The sequence below is a fragment of the Martelella sp. NC20 genome (genome assembly GCF_013459645.1).
Taxonomy (GTDB): Bacteria; Pseudomonadota; Alphaproteobacteria; order Rhizobiales; family Rhizobiaceae; genus Martelella.
Window position 1 is genome coordinate 2,378,408 of record NZ_CP054861.1, and the last position, 26,391, is coordinate 2,404,798.

Here is a 26,391-nt window from a genome sequence, read left to right on the forward strand (position 1 = left end):
AGATACGCGGCTCGATGTTAATGAATGAAATTGGCAATCGCATAGCCCTGTTTTTCCAGCCCGGCGCGCACCGCAGCGGCTATGGGGACGGCCTCGGCCGTATCGCCATGAACGCAGATGGAATCGATGGCGGTCGGGATGCGGTTGCCGGAAAGGGTGATGATCGCGCCTTCGCGCACCATCTCGCCGACGCGGCGCGCGGCCTGTTCCGGGTCGTGGATCACCGCGCCCTGGAGGCCGCGCGGGACCAGCAGTCCGTCATCGCCGTAAGCGCGGTCGGCGAAGATTTCGGATGCCACCGTCAATCCCATTTCCTTAGCGATGCGCTGCTGTTCGCCGTGTGCGATCGTAAGGCAGATCAGCGCCGGATCGACCGCTTTGATGGCGTTGCAGACCGCGCGGGCGACCGCCGCATCCTCCTGCGCGAGGTTTCCAAGCGCGCCGTGGGCCTTCACATGGGTGATCGGGTGGCCGACATATTGCGCCATCGCCTGCGCCGCGCCGACCTGATAGGCGACCAGCCGCTCGATCTCGGTGGCGGAATAGGGGATCCGCCTGCGGCCGAAACCCATGAGATCGGGAAAGCCGGGATGGGCGCCGACGGCGACATTGCGGTCGCGGGCGAGCACGAAGGTTTTCGCCATGGTATCGGGGTCGCCGGCGTGAAAGCCGCAGGCGACATTAGCGGAGGAGACGATCTTCAGCATTTCGGCGTCGTCGCCCTTGTCCCATGCGCCGAAGCTCTCGCCCATGTCGCAGTTGATGTCGATGCGCGGTGCGGTCATGTTGCTATCTCCCGGCCGGTTGTTCTGCGTTATTTAGGCCCCGCGTCGCTGGCCGACAACGGCTTTCCGTCAAACCGACCGAATTTCGCGGCAATGCCCTGTTGCCGGCTGAGGCTTCCAATTTGGCGGCGAAGGCCTTATGCCCTCAGTGTGACCACCCTGGAGATGATCGATGAACAGCCTGACGATCCGCCGTCCCGATGACTGGCACCTGCATCTGCGCGACGGCGCGATGATGGAGGGCGTGATCGGCGATACCGCGCGCCATTTCGCCCGCGCGATCATCATGCCCAATCTGGTGCCGCCGGTGGTCACGGCCGTCGATGCCGAAGCCTATCGCAATCGCATCATCGCCGCCGTTCCGCCCGGCATGTCGTTCAAGCCGCTGATGACGCTTTACCTGACCGAGACGACCGAGCCCGCCGATGTCGCATCGGCCTTCAGCGAAGGCCTGATCAAGGCGGTCAAGCTCTATCCGGCGGGCGCCACCACCAATTCCGCAAGCGGCGTCCGCGATATCGACAATGCCATGCCGGTGCTGGAGAAGATGGCGGAGATCGGGCTTAATCTCTGCGTCCACGGCGAAGTCACCGACAGGCAGGTCGATATATTCGATCGCGAGGCCGTATTCATCGAAACCGTGCTGGACAAGATCAGATGGCGCCTGCCTGAGCTGAAGATCACCATGGAGCATGTCACGACGAAGGACGGCGTTGATTACATCAAGGATGCGCACAGGAACCTTGCCGGCTCGCTGACGACCCATCATCTGATCATCAACCGCAACGATATTCTCGTCGGCGGCATCCATCCGCATTACTATTGCCTGCCGGTCGCCAAGCGCGAGGAGCATAGGAAGGCGCTGGTGGCGGCCGCGACCTCCGGCGACAGGCGGTTCTTCCTCGGTACCGACTCAGCGCCCCACGTCGATCCCGCCAAGGAATGCGGCTGCGGCTGCGCCGGCATCTACACCGCCCCCAACACGATGAGCTGCCTTGCCCATGTGTTCGAAAACGAAGGCGCGCTCGACAGGCTCGAAGCCTTCGCCTCGCTCAACGGCCCGGCCTGGTACGGGCTCAAGCCGAACGAAGACACGATCACGCTGGTAAAACGGGCAGACCCCGTCGCATATCCTGAAAAGCGCGAAACCGGGGACGGGCCGGTCACGGTATTCGACCCGAAATTTCCGCTCTACTGGGAGGTCGAGGCCGCCTGACGCGCGCGGCGTCCGGCCACCAGCATGGTGCGGAAGAAGCTTGCGATAAAGGCGAGCGTCATCACCAGAACGATGGTGGGCGCGGGCGCGCTGTCGATGTAGAAGCTGGCATAGATGCCGATCAGTGTGGACCCTGTCGCCACGGCAAGCGCCACCAGAAGCATGACGGAGAACCGCTGCGTCCACAGGAACGCGATCGCGCCCGGCGCGACCAGCAGCGCGACCGACAGGATGATGCCGACCGCTTTCAGCGCGGCCACCACTGTCAACGACAGCACGATCAGAAGCCCGTAATGCAGAAGTTTCGTCGGCAGGCCGATGGCGCGTGCGTGCTGCTCGTCAAAGGCGTGGACCAGCAGATCCTTGCGCTTCAGCACGAGAAAGGCGGTCGCCGAAAGCGCGATCAGCCCGGCCTCGATCAGGTCGCCTCCGGAAATGCCGAGCATATCGCCGAACAGGATATGGTCGAGATGGACGGCGGAATGGACCTTGACGTAGAGCACCAGCCCGAGCCCGAACATGCCGGAAAACACGATGCCGAGAATGGTATCTTCCTTCACCCGGCTGTTATCCGCAAGAAAGCCGGTCGACAGCGCGCAGACCATGCCGGCGACGAATGCGCCGAGGCCAAGCGGCAGGCCGATCATATAGGCCAGCACCACGCCCGGCAGCACCGCATGGGACACCGCGTCACCCATCAGCGACCAGCCCTTCAGCACCAGAAGGCAGGATAGGAGCGCCATCGGTATGCTGACCAGAAGCGTGATCGCGAACGCCTTCAGCATGAAATCGAGCTGGAAGGGAAATGTGGCCATCATCCAGAAATCGCTCATGCCGCAGTCTCCTGAAGTGCCCGGCGCGCCCGGCGTTTTGCGGCAAGCAGGCCATGCTTGGGCGCAAACACGAAGGCGATCAGAAACAGCGCCGTCTGCATGACGATGATCACGCCGCCGGTCGCGCCGTCGAGGAAATAGGAGATGTAGGCGCCGAGCGCCGAGGTTGCCGCGCCGATGAAGGCGGCAAGCGCGATCAGGCGCGGAAAACGATCGGTCAGCAGATAGGCGGTCGCGCCCGGGGTGACCACCAGCGCGATCACCAGAAACGCGCCGACCGTCTGAAGGGCGGCCACGGTGGAGGCGGCGAGCAGCGTGAAGAACAGCACCTTCATGGCATCGGGGTTGATGCCGATCGAACGGGCATGGTTCTCATCGAAGAACACCACCATCAGGTCTTTCCACTTCACCGCCAGGACGGCGAGCGTCACGCCGCCGATGATCGCGAGCTGGATGGTGTCGGAGCGGGTTATCGCCAGCACATTGCCCATGATGATGGTCTGGATGTCGATCGGAACCGGCGAGACCGAGACCATGAACAGGCCGAGGCCGAAGAAGCTGGTGAAGATCAGGCCGATGATCGCATCCTCCTTCAGCTTGGTCTTGTTGTTGAAGAACAGCATCGCGCCCGCGGCAAGACCGCCGGCGGCGAAGGCGCCGAGCGAAAACGGCAGGCCGAGCATATAGGCGCCCGCGACCCCCGGCACGATCGAATGGGACAGGGCATCGCCGATCAGCGACCAGCCCTTGAGCATCAGATAGGCCGAGAGAAAGCCGCAGACGCAGCCCACCAGCGCGCTGACCCAGATCGCGTTCACCATGTAGCCATAGGCGAGCGGCTCGATCAGCCGGTCAAGCATCGCCGCCTCTCCCCCGGCTTGCCGCCGGCGCGGTATCCGTTCCGCGTTCGCCATAGATGACGAACGGGCGCTCGTCATCGGTTATCACCTTGATCCGGCGGGTGTCCTCGTCGTCATGAAGGGCCGGACCTTCGAGCACGAAATGGCGCAGGACGCCGCCAAACGCTTTTTCGAGATTGGCCTGGGTAAAGGTGGTCTCGGTCGGGCCATAGGCCAGCACCGTGCCCTTGACGAACACCGCCCGGTCGCAGAATTCGGGCACCGAGCCGAGATTGTGGGTCGAGACCAGCATGATCCGGCCCTCGTCGCGCAATTCGCCGAGAAGCGCGATGATCTGTTCCTCGGTCTTCACATCGACGCCGGTGAAGGGCTCATCGAGCAGGATAACCCGCCCTTCCTGCGCCAGCGCGCGGGCCAGAAACACGCGCTTGCGCTGGCCGCCGGAAAGCTCGCCGATCTGGCGTTTGGAAAAGGCCGTCATACTGACCCGCTCGAGTGCGGCGGCGACCATGTCGCGGTCGGTACGGGAGGGGTGGCGCATGAAGCCCATATGGCCGTAGCGCCCCATCATCACCACATCCTCGACCAGAACGGGGAAATTCCAGTCGACCTCCTCTGCCTGCGGCACATAGGCGACCAGGTTCTGCTTCAATGCTGCGCGCGCCGGTTGGCCGAGGATATCGACCTTGCCGCGGGCCAGCGGCACGAAGCCCATGATCGCCTTGAACAGTGTCGATTTGCCCGCCCCGTTGACGCCGACCAGAGCCGTGATCGTGCCGCGCGGAATCTCGAAACTGGCATTGGTCAGCGCGGTGTGGCCGTTGCGATAGGTCACCGTTGCGCCTTGCACCACGAGGCCGGGCTCTGCCATGGTCATTCGGTCAGACCTTTCGCCACGGTTTCGGTGGTGACGGACAACAGGTCGAGATAGGTGGGCACCGGGCCGCCCGGCTCGCTCAGACTGTCGACATAGAGTACGCCGCCATACGCCGCCCCGGTCTCGCTGGCAATCTGGCGGGCGGGTTTGTCGGAGACGGTGCTTTCCGAAAAGATCACGCCGATATCGTTTTCCCTCATGGTGTCAATCACGTGACGGATCTGCTGCGGCGTGCCCTGCTGATCGGCATTGACCGGCCAGAGGTAAAGTTCCTTGAGGTCGAGGTCGCGGGCAAGATAGGAAAACGCGCCCTCGCTCGTCACCAGCCAGCGCTTGTCCTCCGGCACATCGGCCAGCATGGCGCGCATCGGCTGAAGCCTGGCTGTGATTTCATCGGCATAGGCCCGTGCATTTTCGGTGTAGGCTTCGGCATTGTCCGGATCGATTTCGATCAGTGCGTCGCGGATGTTTGCGACATAGATTTCGGCATTGTTAGGCGACATCCAGGCATGGGGATTGGGCTTGCCGTCATATTCGCCGCCGGCGATATCGATGGGGTCGATGCCATCGGAGACCACGACATTCGGCACATCGCCCAGGTTTTGCAGGAATTTCTCGAACCAGCGTTCGAGATTGAGCCCGTTGGACAGAATGATGTCGCCGCCGCGGGCATTCAGGATATCGCGCGGTGTCGGGGAATAGCCATGGATTTCCGCGCCCGGCTTGGTGATCGAAACCACCTCGGCATGGTCGCCCGCGACATTTCCGGCCATGTCGGCGATCACCGTGAAGGTGGTGACCACTTTCGGCTTGTCGGCGGCAAGCGCCGAAGTTCCGATCATGGCAATCGCTGCCACGGCTACGGTTCTGGCAAGGTTCATACGTTCTCCTTTAATGCAGTTAAGAACTATTTGCAAATAGCATGATGAGGTTTTGTGGGCATGTCAAACGTTATTGCGAATGATTCGCAAAAAGAATCGATTCCCGAATATCAACGACAGGCCGCGACCATCGCACGGCTCGTGACAGTGGATGGCATGGGCCCGAAACCGCTGCTGGCGGCGGCGATCCGGGCATCTCGGTCGAGGGCGTGGTTGCCGGGCGATCTTGACGCGGCCGGGTTTTCTATAACAAATGCACACGACTTGAATGGGGGGACTTCGGCAATGGCTGCGATCGATTTGCTACGTGCACGGTTTTTCGATCATTTCGATGGTGAGCCACAGTTCTTCCGGGCGCCGGGGCGGGTCAACCTGATCGGCGAGCATACCGATTACAATGATGGCTTCGTGATGCCGGCCGCACTCGAATATGAGGCGCAGGCGGCGGCAGCCTGCCGTTCCGGCCGGCTGATCCGAATCCATTCCCTCAAGAACGGCGAGACCGCCGAATTCGATCTCGATGCCGAAAGCCCCGAACCGCGCGGCGACTGGACCGATTATGCCTTCGGGGTTGCCGTGATGCTGGAAGCGGCGGGACACAGGCTTGCGGGCGCCGATATCGTGATCTCGTCCACCGTGCCGGTCGGCGCCGGGCTCTCTTCCTCGGCGGCACTTGAGGTAGTTGTCGGCTACGCCCTGCTTTCGCTTTCGGGCCATGCGGTCGATACCGTCGAACTCGCGAAGATCTGCCAGAAGGCGGAAAACGAATATGTCGGCATGCGTTGCGGCATCATGGACCAGTTCATTTCCTGCAATGGCGTGTCCGATCACGCGCTGATGATCGATTGCCGCTCGCTTGACAGGAAGCCCGTTCCGATCGACCCGGCGGCGCGGATCGTGGTCGCCAATTCCATGGTGCACCACGCGCTTGCCGACGGCGAATACAACAAGCGCCGCCAGTCCTGCGAGGAGGGTGTGCGGCTGCTGCGGCCGGCACTCGGCGATATCGCGGCGCTCAGGGACGTCAGTTTCGAGGACCTCGAGGAGAACCGCGATTTCCTCCCCGACCTCACCTATCGCCGCTGCCGCCATATCGTCACCGAAAACGAGCGTGTCCTGCAGGCGGCCGATATGCTGCTTGGCGGCGATCTCGCAGCCTTCGGGCGGCTGATGAACGCCTCACATGTTTCTATGCGCGACGACTACGAAATCTCCTGCGAGGAGATCGATATCCTGGTCGATATCGCGCAGGCCCAGAACGGCGTCTATGGCGCGCGCATGACCGGCGGCGGCTTCGGTGGTTCCGTGGTGGCGCTGGTGGAGAGCGATGCGGTCGCAGCCTTCATCGAAAGCGTCGGGGCCGCCTATCGGGATGCGACCGGCCACATATCCGAAATCTTCGCGTGCACGCCACAGGATGGCGTCGGCCGCCTCACAGATTGAGTCAAGAGATGAGCACATTCACCGATCATCCTCACCGTCGCTATAATCCGCTTGCCGGCGAATGGGTGCTTGTGTCGCCGCATCGCGCCAAACGACCCTGGCAGGGGCAGGTGGAAGATGCCGAGGTGCCGGACATGCCGGCCCACGATCCGGATTGCTATCTCTGCGCCCGCAATACCCGCATCAACGGCGAAAAAAACCCTGACTACCGGCACACTTTCGTGTTCGACAACGACTTTGCCGCGCTGACCGAGGATGCGCCGGACGAGGCCTTCCGCGATGGGCTTTTGATGGCGGAGGGCGAGAGCGGCATATGCCGGGTGGTGTGCTTCTCGCCCCGCCACGACCTGACGCTTGCCCGCATGGCGGTCGATGATATCGCCATTGTGGTCGAAAGCTGGGTCGCGCAGTATCTTGAACTCGGGGCGAGGCCGGATATCGGATATGTCCAGATCTTCGAGAATCGTGGCGCGATGATGGGGTGTTCCAATCCCCATCCGCACGGCCAGATCTGGGCGAGCCGCAACCTGCCGAACGCCGCGGCGACGGAGACCGAGACCCAGCGCGGCTATTACGATCAGCACGGCACCCCGCTGCTGATGGCCTATCTCGCGCAGGAACGGGCGCTTGGCGAGCGCATTCTGTTTGAAAATGACGGCTTTGTCGTGCTGGTGCCCTATTGGGCGGTGTGGCCGTTCGAGACCATGGTGCTGCCGAAGCGCCATATCCGCTCGATGGACGAGATGGAAGCGGGCGAGCGGGTGCAACTCGCAGAGGCGCTGTCCTGGGTCACGATCCGCTACGACAATCTGTTCACCACCTCGTTTCCTTATTCGATGGGCTTTCACCAACGCCCGACCGATGGCGAGGCCCATGACGAGTGGGTGATGCATGCCCATTTCTATCCGCCGCTGCTGCGTTCGGCGACCATCCGGAAATTCATGGTCGGCTTCGAACTGCTCGGCACGCCGCAGCGCGACCTGACCCCGGAACAGGCGGCGGACCGGTTGCGTGATCTGCCCGATACGCACTACCTCGCCGGCTGAGCCGCGCTTCGAAGGAACCCGCTTTCCAAGGGAGCGGGCAAGGGAGAAAGAAAAATGACCATTCTCGTTACCGGCGGCGCCGGTTATGTCGGTTCCCACATGGCCCATGCGCTGGTTGACCGTGGCGAACAGGTGGTGGTGCTGGACGATCTTTCCACCGGCCATGGCGAACTGGTGCCGGAAGCGGCCAAGCTCGTCAGGGGCGATATCGCCGACGACAAGCTGGTGGGCAGGCTGATCGCCGATGAGGGCATCAACGCGATCGCCCATTTCGCCGGCTCGATCGTGGTCTCGGACTCGGTTGCCGACCCGCTGACCTATTACGACAACAACACCGTCAAATCCCGTGCGCTGATCGAAACGGCGGTTGCCGGGAAGGTCGAGGCGTTTCTGTTCTCCTCCACCGCCGCCGTCTATGGCGAGCCGGGCGTCGACCTGCTGGACGAGGAGCAGAACCTGCAGCCGGTCTCGCCCTATGGCTGGTCGAAGCTGATGACGGAGGTGATGCTGCGCGACAGCGCCGCCGCCTACGGTCTCAAATATGCGGCGCTGCGCTATTTCAACGTCGCCGGCGCCGACCCGCAAGGCCGCACCGGCGAGACCCGCGAGCACGCCACCCACCTGATTGAGATCGCCGCTCAGGCGGCGACCGGCCGGCGCAACCGCATGGAGGTGTTCGGCACGGATTACCCCACACCGGACGGCACCTGCCTGCGCGATTACATCCACGTCACCGATCTGATCGATGCCCATGTGAAGGCGCTGATGCATCTTCTGAACGGCGGCGACAATTTCGTCGCCAATTGCGGCTACGGCCACGGCTTCTCGGTGTTGCAGGTGATCGATGCGATCAAGCGCGTCTCCGGGGTCGACTTCCGCGTGGACATGTCCGACCGCCGCCCCGGCGACCCGCCGGCGCTGGTTGCCGAGTCAGCCCGCGTACGCGAGATTCTAGGCTGGGAGCCGAAATATGACGATCTCGACACCATCGTGAAACACGCGCTTGCGTGGGAGGATCAGTTGGTGAAGGGGCGGGTGAAGCTCTAAGGGGACGGTCCTCGCTGCATAGCCCCCCAATCTTCTCGCCCCGGAGGGGAGAGATGTCGCGACAGCGACAGTGAGGGGGGAGTCCATCCCCGCGAACGCCCTCACGGGTCGATATGCTGCTTCACCCTCACTCCCCCTTTCGGGGGTATCTCTCCCGCAGGCGGGAGAGAGTAGTTGGAGCAAGCGGCTATGTCTGTGTGCAGCCCTCTCATATCCGCGCAATATAATCCGCCAGCCGGTCGGCGGCCTCGGCGAGTTGGTCCGCATTTCGCAGGAAACAGGCGCGTAAAAACGGTTCGCCGCCGGGTCCGAAGGCGGAGCCCGGCGCAAGGCCGACGCCGGTCCTGTCGACGATATCGAGCGCCGCCTTGCGGCTGTCGGTGATGCCGTCGACCTTGAGATAGGCATAGATCGCACCATCGGGTTTCAGCGTTTCGACCCGGTTGGTCGCAAGCAGCCGGTCGCAGAAGATGTCGCGGCCGGCCGTTGCCCGCGCGATGTTCTCGGCAATGAAATCGTCGCCCGCCGTCACCGCCGCAACGGCGCCGCGCTGCATGAACTGGGCAACGCCCGAGGTGGTGTACTGCACCAGGTTCTCGATTGTGTCGCCGAGTTCGGGCGGGGCCACCAGCCAGCCGAGGCGCCAGCCCGTCATCGACCAGTTCTTGGAGAAGGAATTGGCGAACACCACCCTGTCGCCATCCTCGATGATGTCGAGGAAGGAGGCGGCGCGGCCGCCGGCATAGTGATAGAGCGCATAGATCTCGTCGGCCAGGATCCAGATGCCGTGGCGGCGCGAAATGTCGAGAAGCGCCTTGAGATCGGAAAGGCTCGCCGTCCATCCGGTCGGGTTGGCGGGCGTGTTGACGAACATCATCCTGGTTTTCGGCGTGATCGCGCGTTCGACCTGGTCGATATCGAGCGACCACTGGCCATCGGCGAAGGTCAGCGGAACGCCGACCTTGCGGGCGCCGGAAACGCCGAGCGCCGCCGCGATATTGGGCCAGCACGGCGTAAAATAGATCGCCTCGTCGCCGACATCCGTCAGCGCCTCGACCATCAGCTTGATCGCATGCATGCCGGAGCCGGTGACATAGATGTGCTCCGGCGACAGCCTGGCCTTGAAATGGCGGCCGTAATAATCCGCGATCCCGCTTCGGAGTTCGGGAATGCCGCGCTGATAGGTATAGAAAGTCTCGCCATTGTCGAGTGCGGCCTTGGCGGCGTCGCTGATGAAGGCGGGGGTGGGCAGATCGCCTTCGCCGGCCCACAGCGGCAGCAGGTTGTCGCGCCCGCGGGCGTGATTGATGATCTCGACGATGCCGCTTTCGGGCGCGTCGGCGGCGCGGCGGCTGATATTCTCGATAAGGCGCATGCGTGGTCTCCTGTCGCTTCAGTCATAAAACGGAGCAGGCGGTGAATGCCATGAATTTTAAGCTTTGATCGATTGATTCTTTTGATGGTTGTGCTGCGACAGTCGCATTTGAAAATTGCTGCCCTTGGCATATCGTGATGGCCTGCGGTCGCGACAGGCCGCCGTTGGAAACGGGAGAATGACCGGATGCTGCCCGGCTGGCTGATATTGTTGTCGGCGCTGCTTTACATCCTGCTGCTGTTTGCCGTCGCCAGTTTCGGTGACCGGCAGGCCAAGCGGCAGATGCGGCCGCGCGACGGGCGCAATATGGTCTACGCGCTCTCGCTTGCCGTCTACTGCACGTCCTGGACCTATTTCGGCGGCGTCGGGCTCGCGGCGACGCGCGGGCTCGAATTCCTCGGCATCTATATCGGCCCGATCCTGGTGTTCACGGTCGGGATGCCGGTGGTCAGGCGGATCGTGGCGCTGGCGAAGGCCGAGAAGTTGACCTCCGTGGCTGACTTTCTGGCCGCCCGCTATGGCAAGAACCCGATCGTCGCGGGCCTCGTCGCGATCATTTCGCTCGCCGCCGCCATCCCCTACATCGCGCTGCAATTGAAGGCGGTGTCGGATTCGGTCTCGGTCATGGTCGGCGGCGAAACCGGGTTTCTGTCGGCGGGTGCGGCCTATGGCGTCGGCCTGCCACTTGCGGTCACGCTGGCGCTCGCAAGCTTCGCCATCGTGTTCGGTACCCGTCATACCGATGCCACCGAGCATCAGGACGGCCTGATCCTGGCGATCGCGATGGAATCGGTGATCAAGCTCGTGGCCTTCGCCTCGGTCGGCCTGTTCGCCCTGTTCGTGCTGTTCGACGGCCCCGCCGATCTGCTGGCCTCCGCGCGTCAGAACGCGGTGGCTGCGGCGGCGCTCAGCTATGAAACGCCGATCAGTCGCTGGATATTGCTGACCGGGCTTTCGGCCTGCGCCATCCTGCTTCTGCCGCGCCAGTTCCATGTCACCGTGGTCGAAAACCGCTCGGAAGGGGAGCTGAACCTTGCGCGCTTCCTGTTTCCGCTCTATCTGATCGCGATCAACCTGCTGGTGCTGCCGGTGGCGATCGGCGGGGCGATGATGCTCGGCCCCGGCGTTGATCCCGATCTCTACGTGCTGCAGCTGCCGATCGCCTCCGGTCAGCGGCTGCTTTCGCTGATTACATTCCTGGGCGGGTTTTCGGCAGCCACCGCCATGGTCATCGTCGCCTCGGTGGCGCTGGCGATCATGCTGTCGAACGATATCGTCAATCCGATCTTCCTGAGGCGGCGGATGATGTCGGGCAGCGGGCGGCGGCATGATTTCTACGCGCTGCTGCTCAATGTCCGCCGCGCCTCGATCCTTGGCGTCATGCTGCTCGGCTACGCCTATTACCGCCATATCGACAGCGATCGCGGCCTGTTCTCGATCGGGCTGCTGGCGTTTGCGGCGATCGCCCAGGTGGCGCCGGCGCTGTTCATCGGGCTTGTCTGGCGCAATGCCAATGCGCGCGGCGCGATCGTCGGCCTGTCGCTCGGCTTCGTCACCTGGATCTATCTTCTGTTCGTGCCGAGCCTGGGCGGGCCGGACCAGTCCGCCGTCGCCGGCGCGGTGATGAACTTCATCATTCCGGGCACCGGTCTGTTCACCGGGCCGGACGCCGATATCCTGCTCAACGTCACCTGCCTGTCGCTGCTGGTCAATATCGCCGGGCTGGTAATTGGTTCATTGAGCCGGCCTGCAAGGCCGCTGGAGCGCATCCAGTCCGGCATCTTCGTCAAACGCCAGGCGCGCTGGCAATCGACGGCGCGCGGGATCGGAACCGGGGTTTCCGTCGGCGTGCTCAGGGAAACATTGAAAGGCTATCTCGGCGCGGAAAGAACGGCACGGTCGTTTGCCACTTTCGAGCGCACGGCCGGGCGCAAGATGACCGATGACGAACAGGCCGATATGGCGCTGATCCATTTTTCCGAGCAATTGCTGGGCACCGCCATCGGCTCGTCCTCCGCGCGGCTGGTGCTGTCGCTGGTGTTGCAGCGCGCCGAGGCCGCCTCGGGCGATGCCGCCTTCCTGCTCGATCAGGCAAGCGAGGCGCTGCAATATAATCAGGGCCTGTTGCAGACCGCCTTGTCACAGATGGACGAAGGCATCGCCGTCTTCGACTCCGCCAACCGGCTCACCGTCTGGAACAGGCGTTTTCGCGCGCTGCTCGACCTGCCGGAAGAGGCCGGCCAGGTCGGCTATCCGCTGATCAACATTATCGGCCGGCTTTCCTCGCGCGGCGATCTCACCGGCGATGAGGCGAAGGAGGCGCTGCGCAAGCTGCGCGCCCACGAAACCGCCTTTCCCCTGGTGCTGGAAAGCGGCAAGCGGATCATCGAGGTCCAGTCGCGCGCCATGCCCGATGCCGGCATGGTGGTGACCTTCACCGATATCACCCGTCGCGTGGAAGGCGATCTCGCGCTCAAACAGGCCAATGAAACGCTGGAGCAGCGCGTTGCCGCCCGCACCGCCGAACTCACCGAGGTCAACAAGGCATTGCGGCTGGCGCGGGCCGCGGCCGATGAGGCCAATATCGGCAAGACCCGGTTCTTCTCCGCCGCCGGCCACGACATCCTCCAGCCGCTCAATGCCGCCCGTCTTTATGCCACGGCGCTTGGCGAGCGGTTGCCAGCCGAAAGCGAGGGCCGCGACTTTTCAGACAAGATCGATTCCGCCCTGCAATCGGTAGAGGATATCCTGGGGGCCGTGCTGGATATCTCGCGGCTCGATGCCGGCGCGATGAAGCCGCATTTCACCACCGTCAGCCTCGGCGACACGCTGAAGCGGGTCGAGACCGATTTCAGGCCGCTGGCGGACGAGAAGGGGCTCAACCTTGTGGTGGTGCCGTCTTCGCTGAAGGTGCGCTCCGATGCCCAGGCGCTGAGGCGTCTGGTGCAGAACCTGGTGTCCAACGCAATCAAATATACCATCACCGGCAGGGTTCTGGTGGGCGTCAGGCGCAGGGGCGATCACGCGGTGATCGAGGTGCATGATACCGGCATCGGCATTCCCGCCTCCAAGGCCGAGAGCGTGTTCAAGGAGTTCACGCGGCTCGATGAGGGCGCGCGCGCCGCGCAGGGGCTGGGGCTCGGCCTGTCGATCGTCGACCGGCTGGCGCGGATGCTGGAACATCCGGTGTCGATGGCCTCCGCGCCGGGGGAGGGGACGGTGTTTCGGCTGTCCGTCCCGCTGGCCGAGGCCGGCGCCGACAGCGGCCAGCCCGCGGCCAAGCCGGCGGGCAAACTGCCCGGCCAGGCGATCGAAGGCCTCAAGGTGCTTTGCATCGACAACGAAGACGCGATCCTGGAAGGCATGCGGGTGCTGCTCGGCGGCTGGGGCGCCGACGTTCATGTGGCCAGAGGCCAGCAGGAGGCGCGCGACATCGATATCGTCCCCGACGTCATCATCGCCGATTATCATCTCGACAATGGCGCGAGCGGCGTGGATGCGGTGACGATCCTGCGCGAGCACTATCAGCGCCATATTCCGGCCCTGTTGCTCACCGCCGACCGCACCCAGGAGGTGCGCGATCTGGCCGAGGAGGAGGACATCGTCGTCCAGCACAAGCCGCTCAAGCCTGCGCTGGTGCGCGCCTTCCTCAATCAGATCGCGATTTTTCACAGGGCGGCCGCCGAATAGAGCGTCGGGCGATGCCGATTGATCGTCCGATCGTTCGGAGGCGTCTCAAAGCGTCTCGGCAAGCTCCTGCAGCTTGCGCCACCGGATCGACGACCAGAGCGAAAGCGCGATCAGGCCCGCGCCCACAAGCCCGGTGATCGCCTCGGGGATTTCGAACAACGTCTGGACATACATGATCACCGCCAGCACCAGTATGGCGTAGAACGCGCCATGCTCGAGGAAGCGGAAATGCGACAGCGTCTGGCGGTCGACAAGCATGATGGTGAGCGAGCGCACATACATCGCGCCGATGCCGAGGCCGATGGCGATCACCAGCAGGTTCTTGGTGAGCGCGAAGGCGCCGATGACGCCGTCGAAGGAAAAGCTGGCATCGAGCACTTCGAGATAGATGAAGGCGCCGAGACCACCCTGGGCCGCCGCCTTCGCCGTTTGCGTCTGGGTCGCATCGAGCAGGCCGCTCAAGACCTCGATCGCGAGATAGGTCAACAGACCGTAGATGGCGGAATAGAAGAATTCCTGTGACCGGCCATCCTCCACCAGCTTGGAAAAGACCAGCACCAGCACCAGCGCGATGCCGGTTTCGATGCCCTTGACCGCGGCAAGCTTCGCCATCGGCTTTTCCAGCGGGGCAAACCAGTGCACGTCCTTTTCATGGTCGAAGAAATAGGAAAGGCCGACCATCAGCAGGAACGTGCCGCCGAAGGCCGCGATCGGCAGATGGGCGTCATGCATGATCTCGGCATAGGCTCGCGGTTCGGCGAAGGCCAGGTGAATGGCGGCCAGCGGCCCGACCTTGGCGGCAAGCACCACAATCACCAGCGGAAACACCAGCCGCATGCCGAAGACCGCGATCAGGATGCCCCAGGTGAGGAAGCGCCGCTGCCAGACATGGCTCATGGTCTTGAGCTTGTTGGCATTGACGACCGCATTGTCGAAGGACAGCGAAATTTCCAGCACCGCAAGCACGGCGGTGATGAACAGGAAGGCGAGCGCGCCGCTCATGCCGAAGCTGAAATAGCCGTAAAGCGTGCTCGCCGCGAGGCCGGCTATGGTAACGATGAACGCCCATTTGAAATAGGAAAGGGTGGAGGCTTTCACGGAAAGACCTCCCATGTCGAAAGGGAAGCTGCGCTCCGGAAAAGGGGAAAGGGAAGCGCGCGCGCACGAAAACGACGCGCGCGCGCGCGAAAGATCGGATACTGAAGCATGGTAACCATGTCCGCCGGCTAATTTGCGGGCGGTGCCGACATCACGAGAGCGCCGTCAAACTCTCGCCAGAGGGGCCCGGCACCGGGTTCGTCGCGGCGGGATGCGCCGGACTGCACCAGACTTAGCCTTGAAATCGCCGACGTCAAGTGCCGCGTCGCTTCCGCTTTTTACATTGTGGCCTTTCCGGGGCGTGGTAGATTGATAAATCGCAATCGGGTTGGGCGTTGGCGGCATGCTTTATCTTCTGGCGTTGTTCATCGGTATTGTTGCGGGGTTGAGGGCGATGACGGCGCCGGCTGCGATCAGCTGGGCGGCCTGGCTCGGGCTTCTCGATCTGTCGGGCTCATGGATCTCCTTTCTCGCCTCGCCGTGGGCCGTCGGTATCCTGAGTGTGCTGGCGCTCGCGGAACTCGTCACCGACCAGCTTCCCTCCACCCCAAGCCGCAAGGTGCCGCAGCAGTTCGGCGGGCGCATCGTGACCGGTGCGGTCTGCGGCGCGGCGCTCGGCATCGCCTCCGGCTTCTGGATCGCGGGTCTCGTGCTCGGCGTTGCCGGCGCCGTGCTCGGCACGCTCGGGGGCGCTGCCGCACGGCAACGGCTCGCCGCCGGGTTCGGTCGGGATCTACCGGCCGGCCTTGTCGAGGACGCGGTTGCCATCCTCGCCGCATTGGCTATTGTGTGGAGCCTATGAGGACATTCGATGCCATCATCATCGGAGCAGGTCAGGCGGGGCCGCCGCTTGCGGCGCGTTTTGCTGCCGAGGGCCGGAAAGTCGCGCTGATCGAGCGGCATCAGGTGGGCGGCACCTGCGTCAACACCGGCTGCACGCCGACCAAGACGATGGTCGCCAGTGCCCGCGCCGCCCATGTGGCAAGGCGCGCGGCCGATTTCGGCGTGAATGTCGGCGGCCCGGTCAGCGTCGACATGAAGCGGGTTCAGGCGCGCACGGCCGAGATTGCCGGCGCCTCGCGGTCCGGGCTCGAAAGCTGGCTCGCCGGTCTCGACAACCTGACGCTGCTCAGAGGTCATGCCCGTTTCGACGGTCCTGACCGGGTGGCGATCGGCGATGAGGTGCTGACCGCGCCGAAGATTTTCATCAATGTCGGCGGCCGGCCGGCGGTGCCGGAGATCGAAGGTCTCTCCGATATTTCCTATCTCACCAACAGCGACATGATCGGCCTCGATCGCCTGCCGGAACACCTTCTGGTGCTGGGCGGCAGCTATATCGGGCTGGAATTCGCCCAGATGTTTTCCCGGTTCGGCGCAACCGTGACGGTGGTGGAACGCGGCGAGCGCCTGATCGGGCGCGAGGACCCGGAGGTCAGCGACGCGGTGCGCGGTTTCCTGGAGGATGAAGGCATCACGGTGATGACCGGGGCTGAGTGCATCCGCGTCGAACGGCGGCAAGATGGCATCGTCATGCATGCCGACTGCGGCGGCAACACCAGGACGGCGACCGGTTCGGATCTGCTGGTGGCGCTCGGCCGTCAGCCCAATACCGATGATCTCGGCCTCGACAAAGCGGGCGTCGCCACCGATCGCCGCGGCTTCGTCACCGTCGGTCCCGGACTTGAGACCAGCCAGCCCGGCATTTTCGCGCTCGGCGACTGCAACGGTCGCGGCGCCTTCACCCACACCTCCTACAATGATTATGAAATCGTCGCCGCCAATCTCTTCGACGGCGAAAACCGCTCGGTCGATGACCGCATTTCCGGCTACGCGCTTTACACCGATCCCCCGCTCGGCCGCGCCGGCATGAGCGAGAACGAGGCGAAAAAGGCCGGCTACACTGTCGCCGTCAGCAGCCGGCCGATGACCAACGTCTCCCGCGCCAAGGAAAAAGGCGAGACGGCGGGCCTGATGAAACTCGTCGCCGATGCCGACACCGGCAAGCTTCTCGGCGGCGCCATTCTCGGCCCCGGCGGAGACGAGGCCATCCACGCCGTGCTGAACCTGATCAACATGGGCGCCACGGCAAACGACCTGCAATGGGCGGTGCCCATTCACCCGACGGTTTCGGAACTTCTGCCCACCCTTGCCGGCGGACTGGTACCGGTTCGCTGAGGCCTCGTTTTTCGGCTTGCCGCCGGTGCGCAGGCAGTGGTATTGAACGGCCACGGGCGGGTATGATGTAATGGCAGCCTGTCAGCTTCCCAAGCTGAACGCGCGGGTTCGATTCCCGCTACCCGCTCCAGTGATTTCAGATAGTTGGGTTTTAAAACGTTTCATTCGGCCGATTTTGTCAGCCGAATGCTTGCTCGCGCTTCCGCTTCTGAAAGCCTATGTTTGACAGCAAGGCGGCTTCAGAATCGCCAGCTCAGCGTGCCCCGAACGTCATTCTGTCGCATATCGCTGGCGAACTGGCCGACATAGGAAATGCCGGCCGTCATCGAATTGCCGATCTGAAGGTCGACGCCGATGTCGAGCAGCGCTGTATTCTCGGCCAGAGGGACGCCGCTCGCGGTGAACGCAGATCCGCCGAGTGCGGCAAAACTCATCGCCATGCCGGGGTTGAGGTCACCGAACGCATATTGCCATGCAAGCGCTGCGCGCGGTGTGAGCACGCCGCCCTGTATCGCAAAGTCTTTCGCGATCCGGATGCCAAGGGTGCCGTAGCCGACATCGGAGCTTTGGCTGCCGGCGGTCAGCCCGGCCGCGGCGCTGTTTTCGGTGAAGCCGTCGGTGTTGAGATGCGCCCAGGCAAGACCCGCGAACGGTTCAATCGCCAGTTCCTGGAATTCCATGCCGTAGCCGATCTCGCCGAAGACCTGGGTGAGCCCGGCATTGAACTGACCATCCGCGCTGGTCGAAAGCGCGGGAAGCGCTATGCCGCGGGAGGTGTTCACGTCGCTGAAGGTGTAGCTTACGCCGCCGCGCACGTTCACGCCGTCAAGATTTGTTCCCGCATAGGCGGCAATGATCCCGCTGTCCGTGTCTGCCGAGCTGTCAACGCCGTCGATAGTGCTGTTGGAATGAGAGTAGCCGAGAGCCACGCCGGCATAGCTGTTCGGGTCGAGCCTGGCATCGATGCCGGTTACGATCCCGCCAAGCGATGTATCGACGCTTGCGGCATTGCCGTCACTATCGAAGCTGCCCCAGCTGCCGTAACCCGTTCCCCACACGGAAAACCCCGAACTGCCGCTGTCATAGAAGCCGGGGGCGCTCCCGGACGTGTCGGGGGCATAACCGGTCACCAGACTGCCGGCGTCAGCCTCGCCGCCGCCGAGCGATGTCAGTGGCCCTGCCGTATTTCCATAATTGAGCTGACGCAGCCGATCCAGAACCGCCTGTCGCGTAAACCGGCCATCGTTGAGCAGAACCGAACGCTGGCTGGCATAGATTTCGCCGGACAGGCTGCCGAGCGCCGGCGCAAGCTGGCTGCCGGACAGGCTGTAGATGCTGTTGAGCGCATCGGCGGTGGCGTTTCCTGCCGTCGCCAGCGCGCCGCTGTTGAAGGCGGCGTCCACGGCGCCGCCAACGGCGGACTGGTTGGCCGTAAGACCGGTCTGCGAAGCCATCTGCGAGGTCAGGTCGAGCGTGACGCTGTTGCCGGCGTAGTCGAGCGTCGTGGCCACGTAACCCGGCAGGCCGGGCGTGGTCAGGGTGGTGAATGTGCCGGTAATCTCTTCGGTGGCAGAGAAAAGATCGTAGCTGTTGACCAGCGTCGAGGTCTGGAACGGGACCTCGAGCGTGCCGGCAAGCCGGGCGGTGCCCGTCAGCCCGAACCTGTCATTGCCGTCCTCGCCGACGCGCAGCGACAGCGTTCCGGCCTCGGTCTGCGCATAGATGCTGCTGAGCAGATGGGTGATCGGGACCCCGTTGCCGCTGACGCCGATCCAGCCGCTGTTTTCGAACCGCTTTCCCGGCCCCGCGGTTGCGGCGATGCGGCCGTCGATGACGCCGGCGTTGACGATCACGGTGCCGAAGCTGTCCGGGCCGGTGCGCAGGGCATCGGCGACAGCCGGCGCGCTCAGGGTGCCGTAGTTCAGGAACGTGCCATAAACGCCGTGCAGTTCGACCGCCGCGCCGGCGATGCCGGAGGCGGCAATCGTGCCGTTATTGGTCAGCACGCCGTAGGTCTCGCCGCGCATGCCGATGCCGCCATTGCCGGTCATGCTGATCGTGCCGTCATTGATGATATCATCACCCTTGCGGCCCGAAAGGGCGGCTTCGCCGTCTACGCCGGAGGTCAGCGCGCCGGTATTGCGGATCGGATTGTAAATCCCGGCAACCGTGGCGACATAGCCGTTGGGCGCGGTGTCCCCGGGCATCAGGTAGATACCGACCACGGTGTCGCCATAGGCCGAGTTGGAAGACACAACATCGGCGCCGGGGATGTCGAGTTCGTACCAGCTTGGGATGCCAAGAGCGTTGACGTGCAGCACGCCGGCATGCAGCGAGCCGTCCGGCATGACCCAGTTTGCCACCATATTATATTCGCCGGAGCGGCCCGCGCTGGTGATGCCTTCCAGATGCGTGACGATCGCGCCGGGATGATCGTAGGTTGTCCAGGTGTCGGTGACGGTGTTGTAGAGATAACCGTGTTCAAACCCGATGCCTCCGCCAAGGCCGACCTCGGCGTAGCCGCCGGCGATCATGTCGCCATAGACGCCATAGGCGGTGGTGCTGACGGCGCTGGGCTTGTTGTTTGTGACATAGGTGCCTGTGCTGATCGTATAGATCATGGCGTTGCCGGTCGCGAGGCGGGTGTCGTAATTGCCCACCACGGTATCACCGAACGTGCTGTGGGCGATCGTGTAGAGCGTCGGGTTGTCGGATGTGCCGGGGTAGGCCAGTTCGGTGATCTGCTGCCCCGGAGCGGCGGCCGCGTCATAGAGATAGCTGAGGTCGTAGGGCGATGAAGCCTCGGTGATGTAGCTGCCCACGGTGCGCAACACGCCGCCCTGATTGCCGAAGCTTGGCCCATAGGGCGAGGAGCCGATCGCGCCCGGATAGTTGACGCCGTTCGCAGTCGCCACCGGCATCGCCGACCATGTGCCGGAGCGGGTATCGTAGAGCAGACCGCCCGTGGCGGTGGTGCCGGGCACCACGTAATTGCCGACAATGGTATTGCCGCGAATGCCGGTGAGAAATGTCCCGCTCGTCCCGAAATTCAGCGTTTTATACGGCGTCGGAGTTTGCGCATGGGCATGGAGGGCAACGCCGAAGACTGTCAGAAAACCGAGCGGAAATGCACAGGACGACAGTAAACGGGTGCCTATTTTACTTTTATTCACAATATTTCCTGACGTCGATAAAAAAGAAAATAAGAAATTTCTGATATAACATATATATGAAATTACGATCATAACAATTCCAATTTCGAGAAAATGGTTAAACGACGGAATTTGCTTTTAAACGGTGATAAAAATCGGTTCGAGCGGCTGCCGGCGTTTTTCTGAGGGATCGGGGCAGCTATTTCCGGGGGTGGCGGAGCATCCATGATGCCCGCCATCGTGCAAAATCCCACGGTTTCGCCTCCGAAGCGCCTCCCGCTTCACGTATCTGATGGCTTGTGGTCGGTTTTTCGCCACAGATACGGCGCGTGGTAGAGTTCCAGGAATGCCTTCCACGCCGAAAATGACAGCATCAGCCAGTATAGCGGCAGCCACACAGCGCTGGCGCGCATCTGGCGTGCTTCCTCCTTACGCATTTTCGAAGCGCCCAGACGCAGGAATATCCAGTAGCTGGCGAGAATGTTGATCAGGTCTATGCCCGTCAGGATCTGCTGGATCGGCCCCGGATCGGGGCTCGGGCGCAGCATCAGCCAGCCGGTTGTCAGCACCGACACATATAACAGTGGATGCAGCAGCGATGACAGGATCATCCCGCCCGTATTGGCCACGAAAACGGCAAAGCCGAGCAGGCCAAGTTCGTCGCGCAGCCGTCCCGGTTCCCTGAGCGCCACCAGCACGGTCTGAAGCCAGCCCTTGATCCAGCGCGATCTCTGGGCGACCCACGGTCGAATTGCCGTCGGCGCATCCTCGTAGGTTTCGGCGGTGATCGCCCCGCAATGATAGCCGAGACGATGCAGCCGCAGGCCGAGATCGGCATCCTCGGCGACATTGTAGGGATCCCAGCCGCGGCAGGCGCGCAGCGCCCCGATGCGGAAATGATTGGAGGTGCCGCCGAGCGGCAGCGGAAACCGGTGACGGGCGAGAAACGGCAGGATGCCGCGAAACAGGCCGGAATATTCGCAGGCATAAAGCCCGGTTATCCAGTTCTCGCCGACATTCGATATCGTCAGCGGCGCCTGAAGGCAGGCAAGTTCGCGCGGCGCCTGCCTGAAAACATGCCAGGCCTCGCGCAACTGGTCGGGATGCGGCCGGTCCTCGGCGTCGTAAATCACGACGAACCTGCCCCTGGCGCCGCAGAGCGCGTAATTGAGGGCGTTCGGCTTGGTGCGCGGGCCGCCGGCGGGCACGACCACCAGTTCGAATTGCGGCGGCAACCGCGCCCGTTCGATCGCGTTTCTGGTCGCGCTGTCATCCGCCTCGCATATCAGTTTGATGTCGAGCTTGGATACCGGCCAGTTGATGCGTCGCATGCTTTCGGTCAATTGCCCGATCATGCCGGCTTCGCGATAAAGCGGGATCAGCAGCGTATAGACCGGCAGGTCGTCGACGTCGGCGTCAGGTGCCGGACGCCTCGACCGGGGTTTCGACCGCACCGAAGCCAGGCGGATGAGCAGTGAGAACAAATAGACAGTCGTAAACAGGATATGGGCCAGAAGCAGTGTTTCCGCGGGAAAGAGCATCAGGCCGGCGATCAGTGTCGCCGCGCCGCCGCCGAGCAGGAAGCCCTGTTTGCCCCAGAACACGATCCGGGCGGAAAAGCGCGGTTCCCAGACCATGAGTTGGTTGATGGTATCGGTAAGCCGCCTGCGCTCGCCGGCCTGCCACACCGCCGCGCGCACCGCCTCCGGCGTCGTGATGATGACGCAGCGCCTGATTTCGGGCCGGGACGACAGGCGGATGTGGAGGTCGGCGAGATCGCCTGCATAGGGCACCACGGCAAAGCGGCGCTCAGTCTCTCCGCTGTCGAGCCGAAGGCCGCGAGGATCTGCCAGGAGGCGGTCGATCCCGGGGCGATCTATGACGCAATCCGGTTCGAGCCGGCTTTGGAAGGGCAGGACGAGATATCGGGCGAGCCGCCTGTAATAGTCGTCCGGCGCGATCACGCCGCCGGAAAGAAGCTCTTTCTCGATCGTGGTATTGTTGAGAAGAGCGGCCTTGATCCCATCCTCGATGACCCGCTCATCGAAACCAAGTCGTCGCAGCATCTGGCGTTCCCTCCAGATTGCTTTGGGAAGATTGCGTAGGGCAGCGAAGGCGCGGTCCGGAGGATGGACAACGGCCTGCTTGACGGCGGACATGAAACCCCTCTTTACCGCGCACCCTTTTATTTCTTACTAGTAAAGCTTCTGGTTTAGAAAAATACAATATCTAAATGTTGCTTCTGGATGACTTGTGACGCGCATCGATGAGCGCCACGACAACCCGTAAAGGAATGTCTTACTCATGGAATTATTTCCCGGATACTTTATGATTCTCTAATAAAGAAAATACAGGGCGGGAGAAGCCGTCCTATGCGGCGCGATATCGGGCTATGGCGCCCCGTTCGATCGCAGCGCAGGTCAGCTTGTCGAGTTGCAGCCGGTCGCGGAGAAGTTGTAGCAGGCGGATTTCCTCGGTCCGGATGACCTGATCGACCGACATGATCTCGACGGCCAGCGCATAGGCCGTGTCGTAGAGCTTTTTGGGCAGCGTGTCGCGGATGATCTCGAGCACGATATCCATGCCCTCCTGTCCGGATACGATCTCGGCGCAGTCGTGGGCAATTTGGGTAAGGCTGTCTTCGTCGAACCCCTCGAATACGGGAAGGGAGCGGGTGATATGACCGATCCGCGCCATCTCGGTGTCGCTCATCGCGCTGTCGACGGCTGATGCCATCACCATCACGTAGATCAGCGCGTCATAATGGGTAAGCTCGGTGCGGGACATGGGCTACTCTCGGTCCTGGGAATTACTGGCTGGCCCAGAGAATCCGGGCTATCCATTCGATGTCTGAAAGGTCGAAAACGATATTGGCATGGGCGGGGTTGATCGACATCAGTTCGATCTGGCGGGTGGTGCGGCGCACCAGAACCTTGGCCAGGACTTCGCCATCGCGGGTGCGCGCCACCACCCTGTCGCCCTTGCGGGTTTCGGCATTGGCCTCGACGATCAGCACGTCGCCATCGCGATAAAGCGGCATCATGCTGTCGCCCTGCACCTCAAGAGCGTAGATCCCCTGAGCGCTGCGGGAGGGGACCGGGAAATCGACCTCGTCCCAACCCTGGCCGACCGGATATCCGCCATCATCGAAGAAGCCGCCGGCGCCGGCGCGCGCAAGTCCGAGAAGGGGAATTGTCGAAGGCTGTGGCGGAAAGCTGCCGACCGGTCCCTGAATGCCGCCCGCCATCACCGGATTATCGCCGACAAACTCGGTGATCGATGTATTGGTGGCCGCCAGAATCTTGGCAAAGGATTCCATCGACGGCCAGCGCTCGCGGCCGTCCGCCGCGCGCCGTTTCGACTTGTTGAACGTGGTCGGATCGAGCCCGGCCTTGCGCGCAAGGCCCGAAGGGGTCAGCTTGTTACGCTCCGCAAGCCGGTCGATCGCGCTCCAGATCTCGCTATGCGTGAGTTTTTCAAGCATCCCGATCGCCTTCGGGTGTCGGTTGATATCCACATAGCCTATAGCGTAATGACGGACGCAGCGTAAAGGCGGACAGGAATAAAATCCTGTCTTTTACACGTTATCAGGCAACCATCGCCATATTGACCTTGCCGAGCTGGATAACGGCCTGGGTCCGGCTGTCGACGTTGAGCTTCAGCAGGATCGCCGAGACATGCGCCTTCACGGTCGCCTCCGAAACGCCGAGCTCATAGGCGATCTGCTTGTTCAACAGCCCCTCGCACAGCATTCTGAGCACGCGCGACTGCTGCGGCGTCAGCGTCTGCAGCCGCTGCAGCATGTCGGCGATGTCGGGATCGCTTTCCTCGCCGCCGCCGAAATTCTGCGGCGTATAGACCTCGCCCGAAAGCACCATGCGGATGCCGTTGCGCAATTCCTCGATCCCGACCGATTTCGAGATGAAGCCGGAGGCCCCCAGCGCGAGCGACCGGCGAATGGTGTCGTCATCGTCGCTGCCGGAGATGACCACGATCGGAAGGCTGGAAAATTCGGCGCGCAGCGTGATCAGGCCGGACAGCCCGCTCACCCCCGGCATGGCGAGGTCGAACAGCATCAGTTCGGCTTCCGGGTTGTCGCGCGCCGCCTGCTGGGCGCTCTCGAAATCGCCCGCCTCGACAACGGCGTAGGACGTCGCCATGCCGCCGATCGCCTGTTTCAGCGCACTTCGGAAAAGCGGGTGATCATCCGCGATCAGAATGGTTTGTCCGGTCATTCCTGGCCTCCTCCCAAAGGCAGTTTCACAACCCTTAACATTCGACCTCGCGCTGCTGCAACTGTTTGCCGGCAAAACAATGGTGGTCCTGCCATTTATGGTCGCTGCTTTGCCGCGTTAGCAACCCAAAAAGCGTTCAGGGCCCGAGAAATACCCGATTTCCCCTTGCTTTCGGTCATCCGGGCGTCACGGCGATGGACATTTGGGTTGCTCTTTGCCAAACCCGAGCCAGAGATCAAAGCGGCGAGGCGGACATGAACCAGCAACCGATATTCAAGATCGTCACCGGGGCCGAGTGGCAGGCGGCGCGGACCGCCGGCGTCTTCAAGGGGGCGGCGGTCGACCTTGCGGATGGTTTCATCCACCTCTCCACCGCCGACCAGGTGCGCGAAACGGCCGCCCGTCATTTCGCGGGCCAGGCGGATCTGCTGCTGGTGGCGGTCGATCCCGCGGCGCTGGGAAGCGCCCTCAGATACGAGCCATCGCGCGGCGGGGCGCTGTTTCCCCATCTTTACGGCGATCTTTCCCTCAAGGCCGTCATCCGGGAAAATCCGCTGCCGGTCGCCAGTGATGGCCGCCATGATTTTTCGGGACTGCTTTGATGATAGATCTCTACAAATGCGGCGGCCGCCGCGCGGCGTTCGCGCTCGATCCCGAGCTTGCCCATGGCCTGACGCTGAAGGCGATCCGCACCGGCCTTATGCCCGGCGCCCGTCATGCCGGCGATAGAAAGCTGGCGACCACGGTGGCGGGTCTTGCCTTCAAAAATCCGCTGGGGGTTGCCGCCGGGCTCGACAAGAACGGCGAGGCGCTCGACGGACTGCTGAAACTCGGCTTCGGCCATGCCGAGGCGGGCACGGTCACGCCGCGCCCGCAGTCCGGCAACCCGAAGCCGCGGCTTTTCCGGCTCGTGAAGGACGAGGCGGTGATCAACCGCATGGGGTTCAACAATGCCGGCCATGACGCCCTTGCCGCCCGGCTGGAGGGCCGCAGCCACCCGGGCATCATCGGCGTCAATATCGGGGCCAACAAGACGTCGGAGGACCGGGTTGCCGATTATGTCGCCGGTATCGCCCGGTTTTCGGGGCTGGCCGACTATCTCACAGTCAACATTTCCTCGCCCAATACGCCGGGCCTGCGCGATCTGCAGGCGCGCGCGCAGCTTGCGGGCCTTCTCGGCGAAATCGCCGAGGCCCGGGAAAAGGCTCACCGCAAACTGCCGGTCTTCCTGAAGATCGCGCCCGATCTGACCGAGGAGGGCGTCGACGACATCGTCGCTGAAATCCTGAACAGCGCGCTTGACGGCGTCATCGTTTCCAACACGACGCTGTCGCGGGCGGGGCTCCGAGAGGAAAAGCTCGGCGGCGAGGCCGGCGGGCTTTCCGGCGCGCCGCTGTTTGACCGGTCGACCGCGCTTCTCGCCCGCATGCGCGAACGCCTCGGGCCCGATCTTGCGATCATCGGCGTCGGCGGCGTCAATTCAGGCGCGCGGGCGGTAGAGAAGATCCGCGCCGGGGCCGATCTCGTGCAGATCTATTCCGGCATGACCTATGAGGGCCCGCAACTGATCGAGGACAGTTTCAGGGCGATCCTGTCGGCGATGAGCGAAGCAGGCGTCGGTTCGCCGCGTCAGTTGCGCGACAGCGGCGTTTCAGAATGGGCTTCAAAACCGTTTTGA

21 protein-coding genes and 1 tRNA gene are annotated in these 26,391 nt (G+C 63.0%); 10 read left to right on the forward strand and 12 right to left on the reverse strand.

The window, feature by feature from the left end; all coding sequences use genetic code 11:
- Positions 1-17: 17 nt before the first annotated feature.
- Positions 18-785, reverse strand: a complete 768-nt coding sequence (locus HQ843_RS11415; protein WP_180898204.1) for a LamB/YcsF family protein — start codon at positions 783-785, stop codon at positions 18-20.
- 172 nt (positions 786-957) lie between these two features.
- Between HQ843_RS11415 and pyrC the strand changes: the two genes are divergently transcribed.
- Positions 958-2,001 (forward strand): dihydroorotase, encoded by a 1,044-nt coding sequence (pyrC, locus tag HQ843_RS11420; RefSeq protein WP_180898203.1) that lies wholly within the window; start codon positions 958-960, stop codon positions 1,999-2,001.
- Here pyrC and HQ843_RS11425 read toward each other — a convergent pair.
- The 4 genes from HQ843_RS11425 to HQ843_RS11440 are packed head-to-tail and all read right to left on the reverse strand — an operon-like array spanning position 1,977 to position 5,452.
- Positions 1,977-2,834 (reverse strand): metal ABC transporter permease, encoded by an 858-nt coding sequence (locus tag HQ843_RS11425; protein ID WP_180898202.1) that lies wholly within the window; start codon positions 2,832-2,834, stop codon positions 1,977-1,979. The two genes, pyrC and HQ843_RS11425, sit on opposite strands and share 25 nt — an antisense overlap.
- Entirely contained in the window at positions 2,831-3,694 is an 864-nt protein-coding gene (locus tag HQ843_RS11430; RefSeq protein WP_180898201.1) for a metal ABC transporter permease, read from the reverse strand. Before HQ843_RS11430 ends, HQ843_RS11425 begins: the two co-directional genes overlap by 4 nt.
- Positions 3,687-4,571 (reverse strand): manganese/iron ABC transporter ATP-binding protein, encoded by an 885-nt coding sequence (locus tag HQ843_RS11435; RefSeq protein ID WP_305793952.1) that lies wholly within the window; start codon positions 4,569-4,571, stop codon positions 3,687-3,689. Before HQ843_RS11435 ends, HQ843_RS11430 begins: the two co-directional genes overlap by 8 nt.
- Positions 4,568-5,452, reverse strand: coding sequence for a metal ABC transporter substrate-binding protein (locus HQ843_RS11440; RefSeq protein WP_180898200.1), 885 nt, complete (start codon positions 5,450-5,452; stop codon positions 4,568-4,570). The genes HQ843_RS11435 and HQ843_RS11440 overlap by 4 nt, the downstream gene beginning before the upstream one ends.
- Positions 5,453-5,737: 285 nt before the next feature.
- Between HQ843_RS11440 and galK the strand changes: the two genes are divergently transcribed.
- Genes galK through galE form a run of 3 tightly spaced genes read left to right on the forward strand, consistent with a single transcriptional unit; the run spans position 5,738 to position 8,988 of the window.
- Entirely contained in the window at positions 5,738-6,895 is a 1,158-nt protein-coding gene (gene galK, locus HQ843_RS11445) for a galactokinase (protein WP_180898199.1), read from the forward strand.
- A gap of 8 nt (positions 6,896-6,903) precedes the next feature.
- A complete protein-coding gene (locus HQ843_RS11450; protein WP_180898198.1) occupies positions 6,904-7,941 on the forward strand; it encodes a UDP-glucose--hexose-1-phosphate uridylyltransferase in 1,038 nt (345 codons plus the stop codon).
- Positions 7,942-7,995: 54 nt separating this feature from the next.
- The gene (gene galE, locus HQ843_RS11455; RefSeq protein ID WP_180898197.1) at positions 7,996-8,988 is read left to right on the forward strand and encodes a UDP-glucose 4-epimerase GalE; all 993 of its coding nucleotides are present in this window, start codon (positions 7,996-7,998) and stop codon (positions 8,986-8,988) included.
- Positions 8,989-9,196: 208 nt separating this feature from the next.
- Here galE and HQ843_RS11460 read toward each other — a convergent pair whose 3' ends face one another.
- Positions 9,197-10,363: a pyridoxal phosphate-dependent aminotransferase gene (locus HQ843_RS11460; protein ID WP_180898196.1), complete on the reverse strand. Its 1,167-nt coding sequence runs from the start codon at positions 10,361-10,363 to the stop codon at positions 9,197-9,199.
- Positions 10,364-10,549: 186 nt separating this feature from the next.
- Here HQ843_RS11460 and HQ843_RS11465 point away from each other — a divergent pair, with 186 nt between their 5' ends.
- A complete protein-coding gene (locus tag HQ843_RS11465) occupies positions 10,550-14,053 on the forward strand; it encodes a PAS-domain containing protein (RefSeq protein WP_180898195.1) in 3,504 nt (1,167 codons plus the stop codon).
- 45 nt (positions 14,054-14,098) lie between these two features.
- On the opposite strand, the gene HQ843_RS11470 is transcribed toward HQ843_RS11465, so the two are convergent.
- On the reverse strand, positions 14,099-15,166 hold the full coding sequence (locus tag HQ843_RS11470) for a DUF475 domain-containing protein (protein ID WP_180898194.1): 1,068 nt from the start codon (positions 15,164-15,166) through the stop codon (positions 14,099-14,101).
- Between the two features lie 328 nt (positions 15,167-15,494).
- Between HQ843_RS11470 and HQ843_RS11475 the strand changes: the two genes are divergently transcribed.
- From HQ843_RS11475 to HQ843_RS11485, 3 genes are all read left to right on the forward strand, one after another.
- Complete coding sequence (locus tag HQ843_RS11475; RefSeq protein WP_180898193.1) at positions 15,495-15,953, forward strand: DUF4126 family protein; 459 nt, start codon at positions 15,495-15,497, stop codon at positions 15,951-15,953.
- Positions 15,950-17,326 (forward strand): FAD-containing oxidoreductase, encoded by a 1,377-nt coding sequence (locus HQ843_RS11480; RefSeq protein ID WP_180898192.1) that lies wholly within the window; start codon positions 15,950-15,952, stop codon positions 17,324-17,326. The genes HQ843_RS11475 and HQ843_RS11480 overlap by 4 nt, the downstream gene beginning before the upstream one ends.
- A gap of 56 nt (positions 17,327-17,382) precedes the next feature.
- A tRNA-Gly gene (locus tag HQ843_RS11485) sits at positions 17,383-17,456 on the forward strand.
- 109 nt (positions 17,457-17,565) lie between these two features.
- On the opposite strand, the gene HQ843_RS11490 is transcribed toward HQ843_RS11485, so the two are convergent.
- The 5 genes from HQ843_RS11490 to HQ843_RS11510 form a co-directional block, all read right to left on the reverse strand.
- Complete coding sequence (locus tag HQ843_RS11490; protein WP_246710350.1) at positions 17,566-20,499, reverse strand: autotransporter outer membrane beta-barrel domain-containing protein; 2,934 nt, start codon at positions 20,497-20,499, stop codon at positions 17,566-17,568.
- A 260-nt stretch (positions 20,500-20,759) separates the two neighbouring features.
- The gene (locus HQ843_RS11495; protein ID WP_180898191.1) at positions 20,760-22,544 is read right to left on the reverse strand and encodes a glycosyltransferase family 2 protein; all 1,785 of its coding nucleotides are present in this window, start codon (positions 22,542-22,544) and stop codon (positions 20,760-20,762) included.
- A 304-nt stretch (positions 22,545-22,848) separates the two neighbouring features.
- Positions 22,849-23,265, reverse strand: a complete 417-nt coding sequence (locus HQ843_RS11500; protein WP_180898190.1) for a tellurite resistance TerB family protein — start codon at positions 23,263-23,265, stop codon at positions 22,849-22,851.
- A gap of 22 nt (positions 23,266-23,287) precedes the next feature.
- On the reverse strand, positions 23,288-23,962 hold the full coding sequence (locus tag HQ843_RS11505) for a S24 family peptidase (RefSeq protein WP_180898189.1): 675 nt from the start codon (positions 23,960-23,962) through the stop codon (positions 23,288-23,290).
- Positions 23,963-24,065: 103 nt separating this feature from the next.
- Entirely contained in the window at positions 24,066-24,713 is a 648-nt protein-coding gene (locus HQ843_RS11510) for a response regulator (RefSeq protein ID WP_180898188.1), read from the reverse strand.
- 254 nt (positions 24,714-24,967) lie between these two features.
- Here HQ843_RS11510 and HQ843_RS11515 point away from each other — a divergent pair, with 254 nt between their 5' ends.
- Together HQ843_RS11515 and HQ843_RS11520 are read left to right on the forward strand one after the other, a co-directional pair.
- Complete coding sequence (locus HQ843_RS11515) at positions 24,968-25,315, forward strand: DUF952 domain-containing protein (protein WP_180898187.1); 348 nt, start codon at positions 24,968-24,970, stop codon at positions 25,313-25,315.
- The gene (locus HQ843_RS11520) at positions 25,315-26,391 is read left to right on the forward strand and encodes a quinone-dependent dihydroorotate dehydrogenase (protein ID WP_180898186.1); all 1,077 of its coding nucleotides are present in this window, start codon (positions 25,315-25,317) and stop codon (positions 26,389-26,391) included. The genes HQ843_RS11515 and HQ843_RS11520 overlap by 1 nt, the downstream gene beginning before the upstream one ends.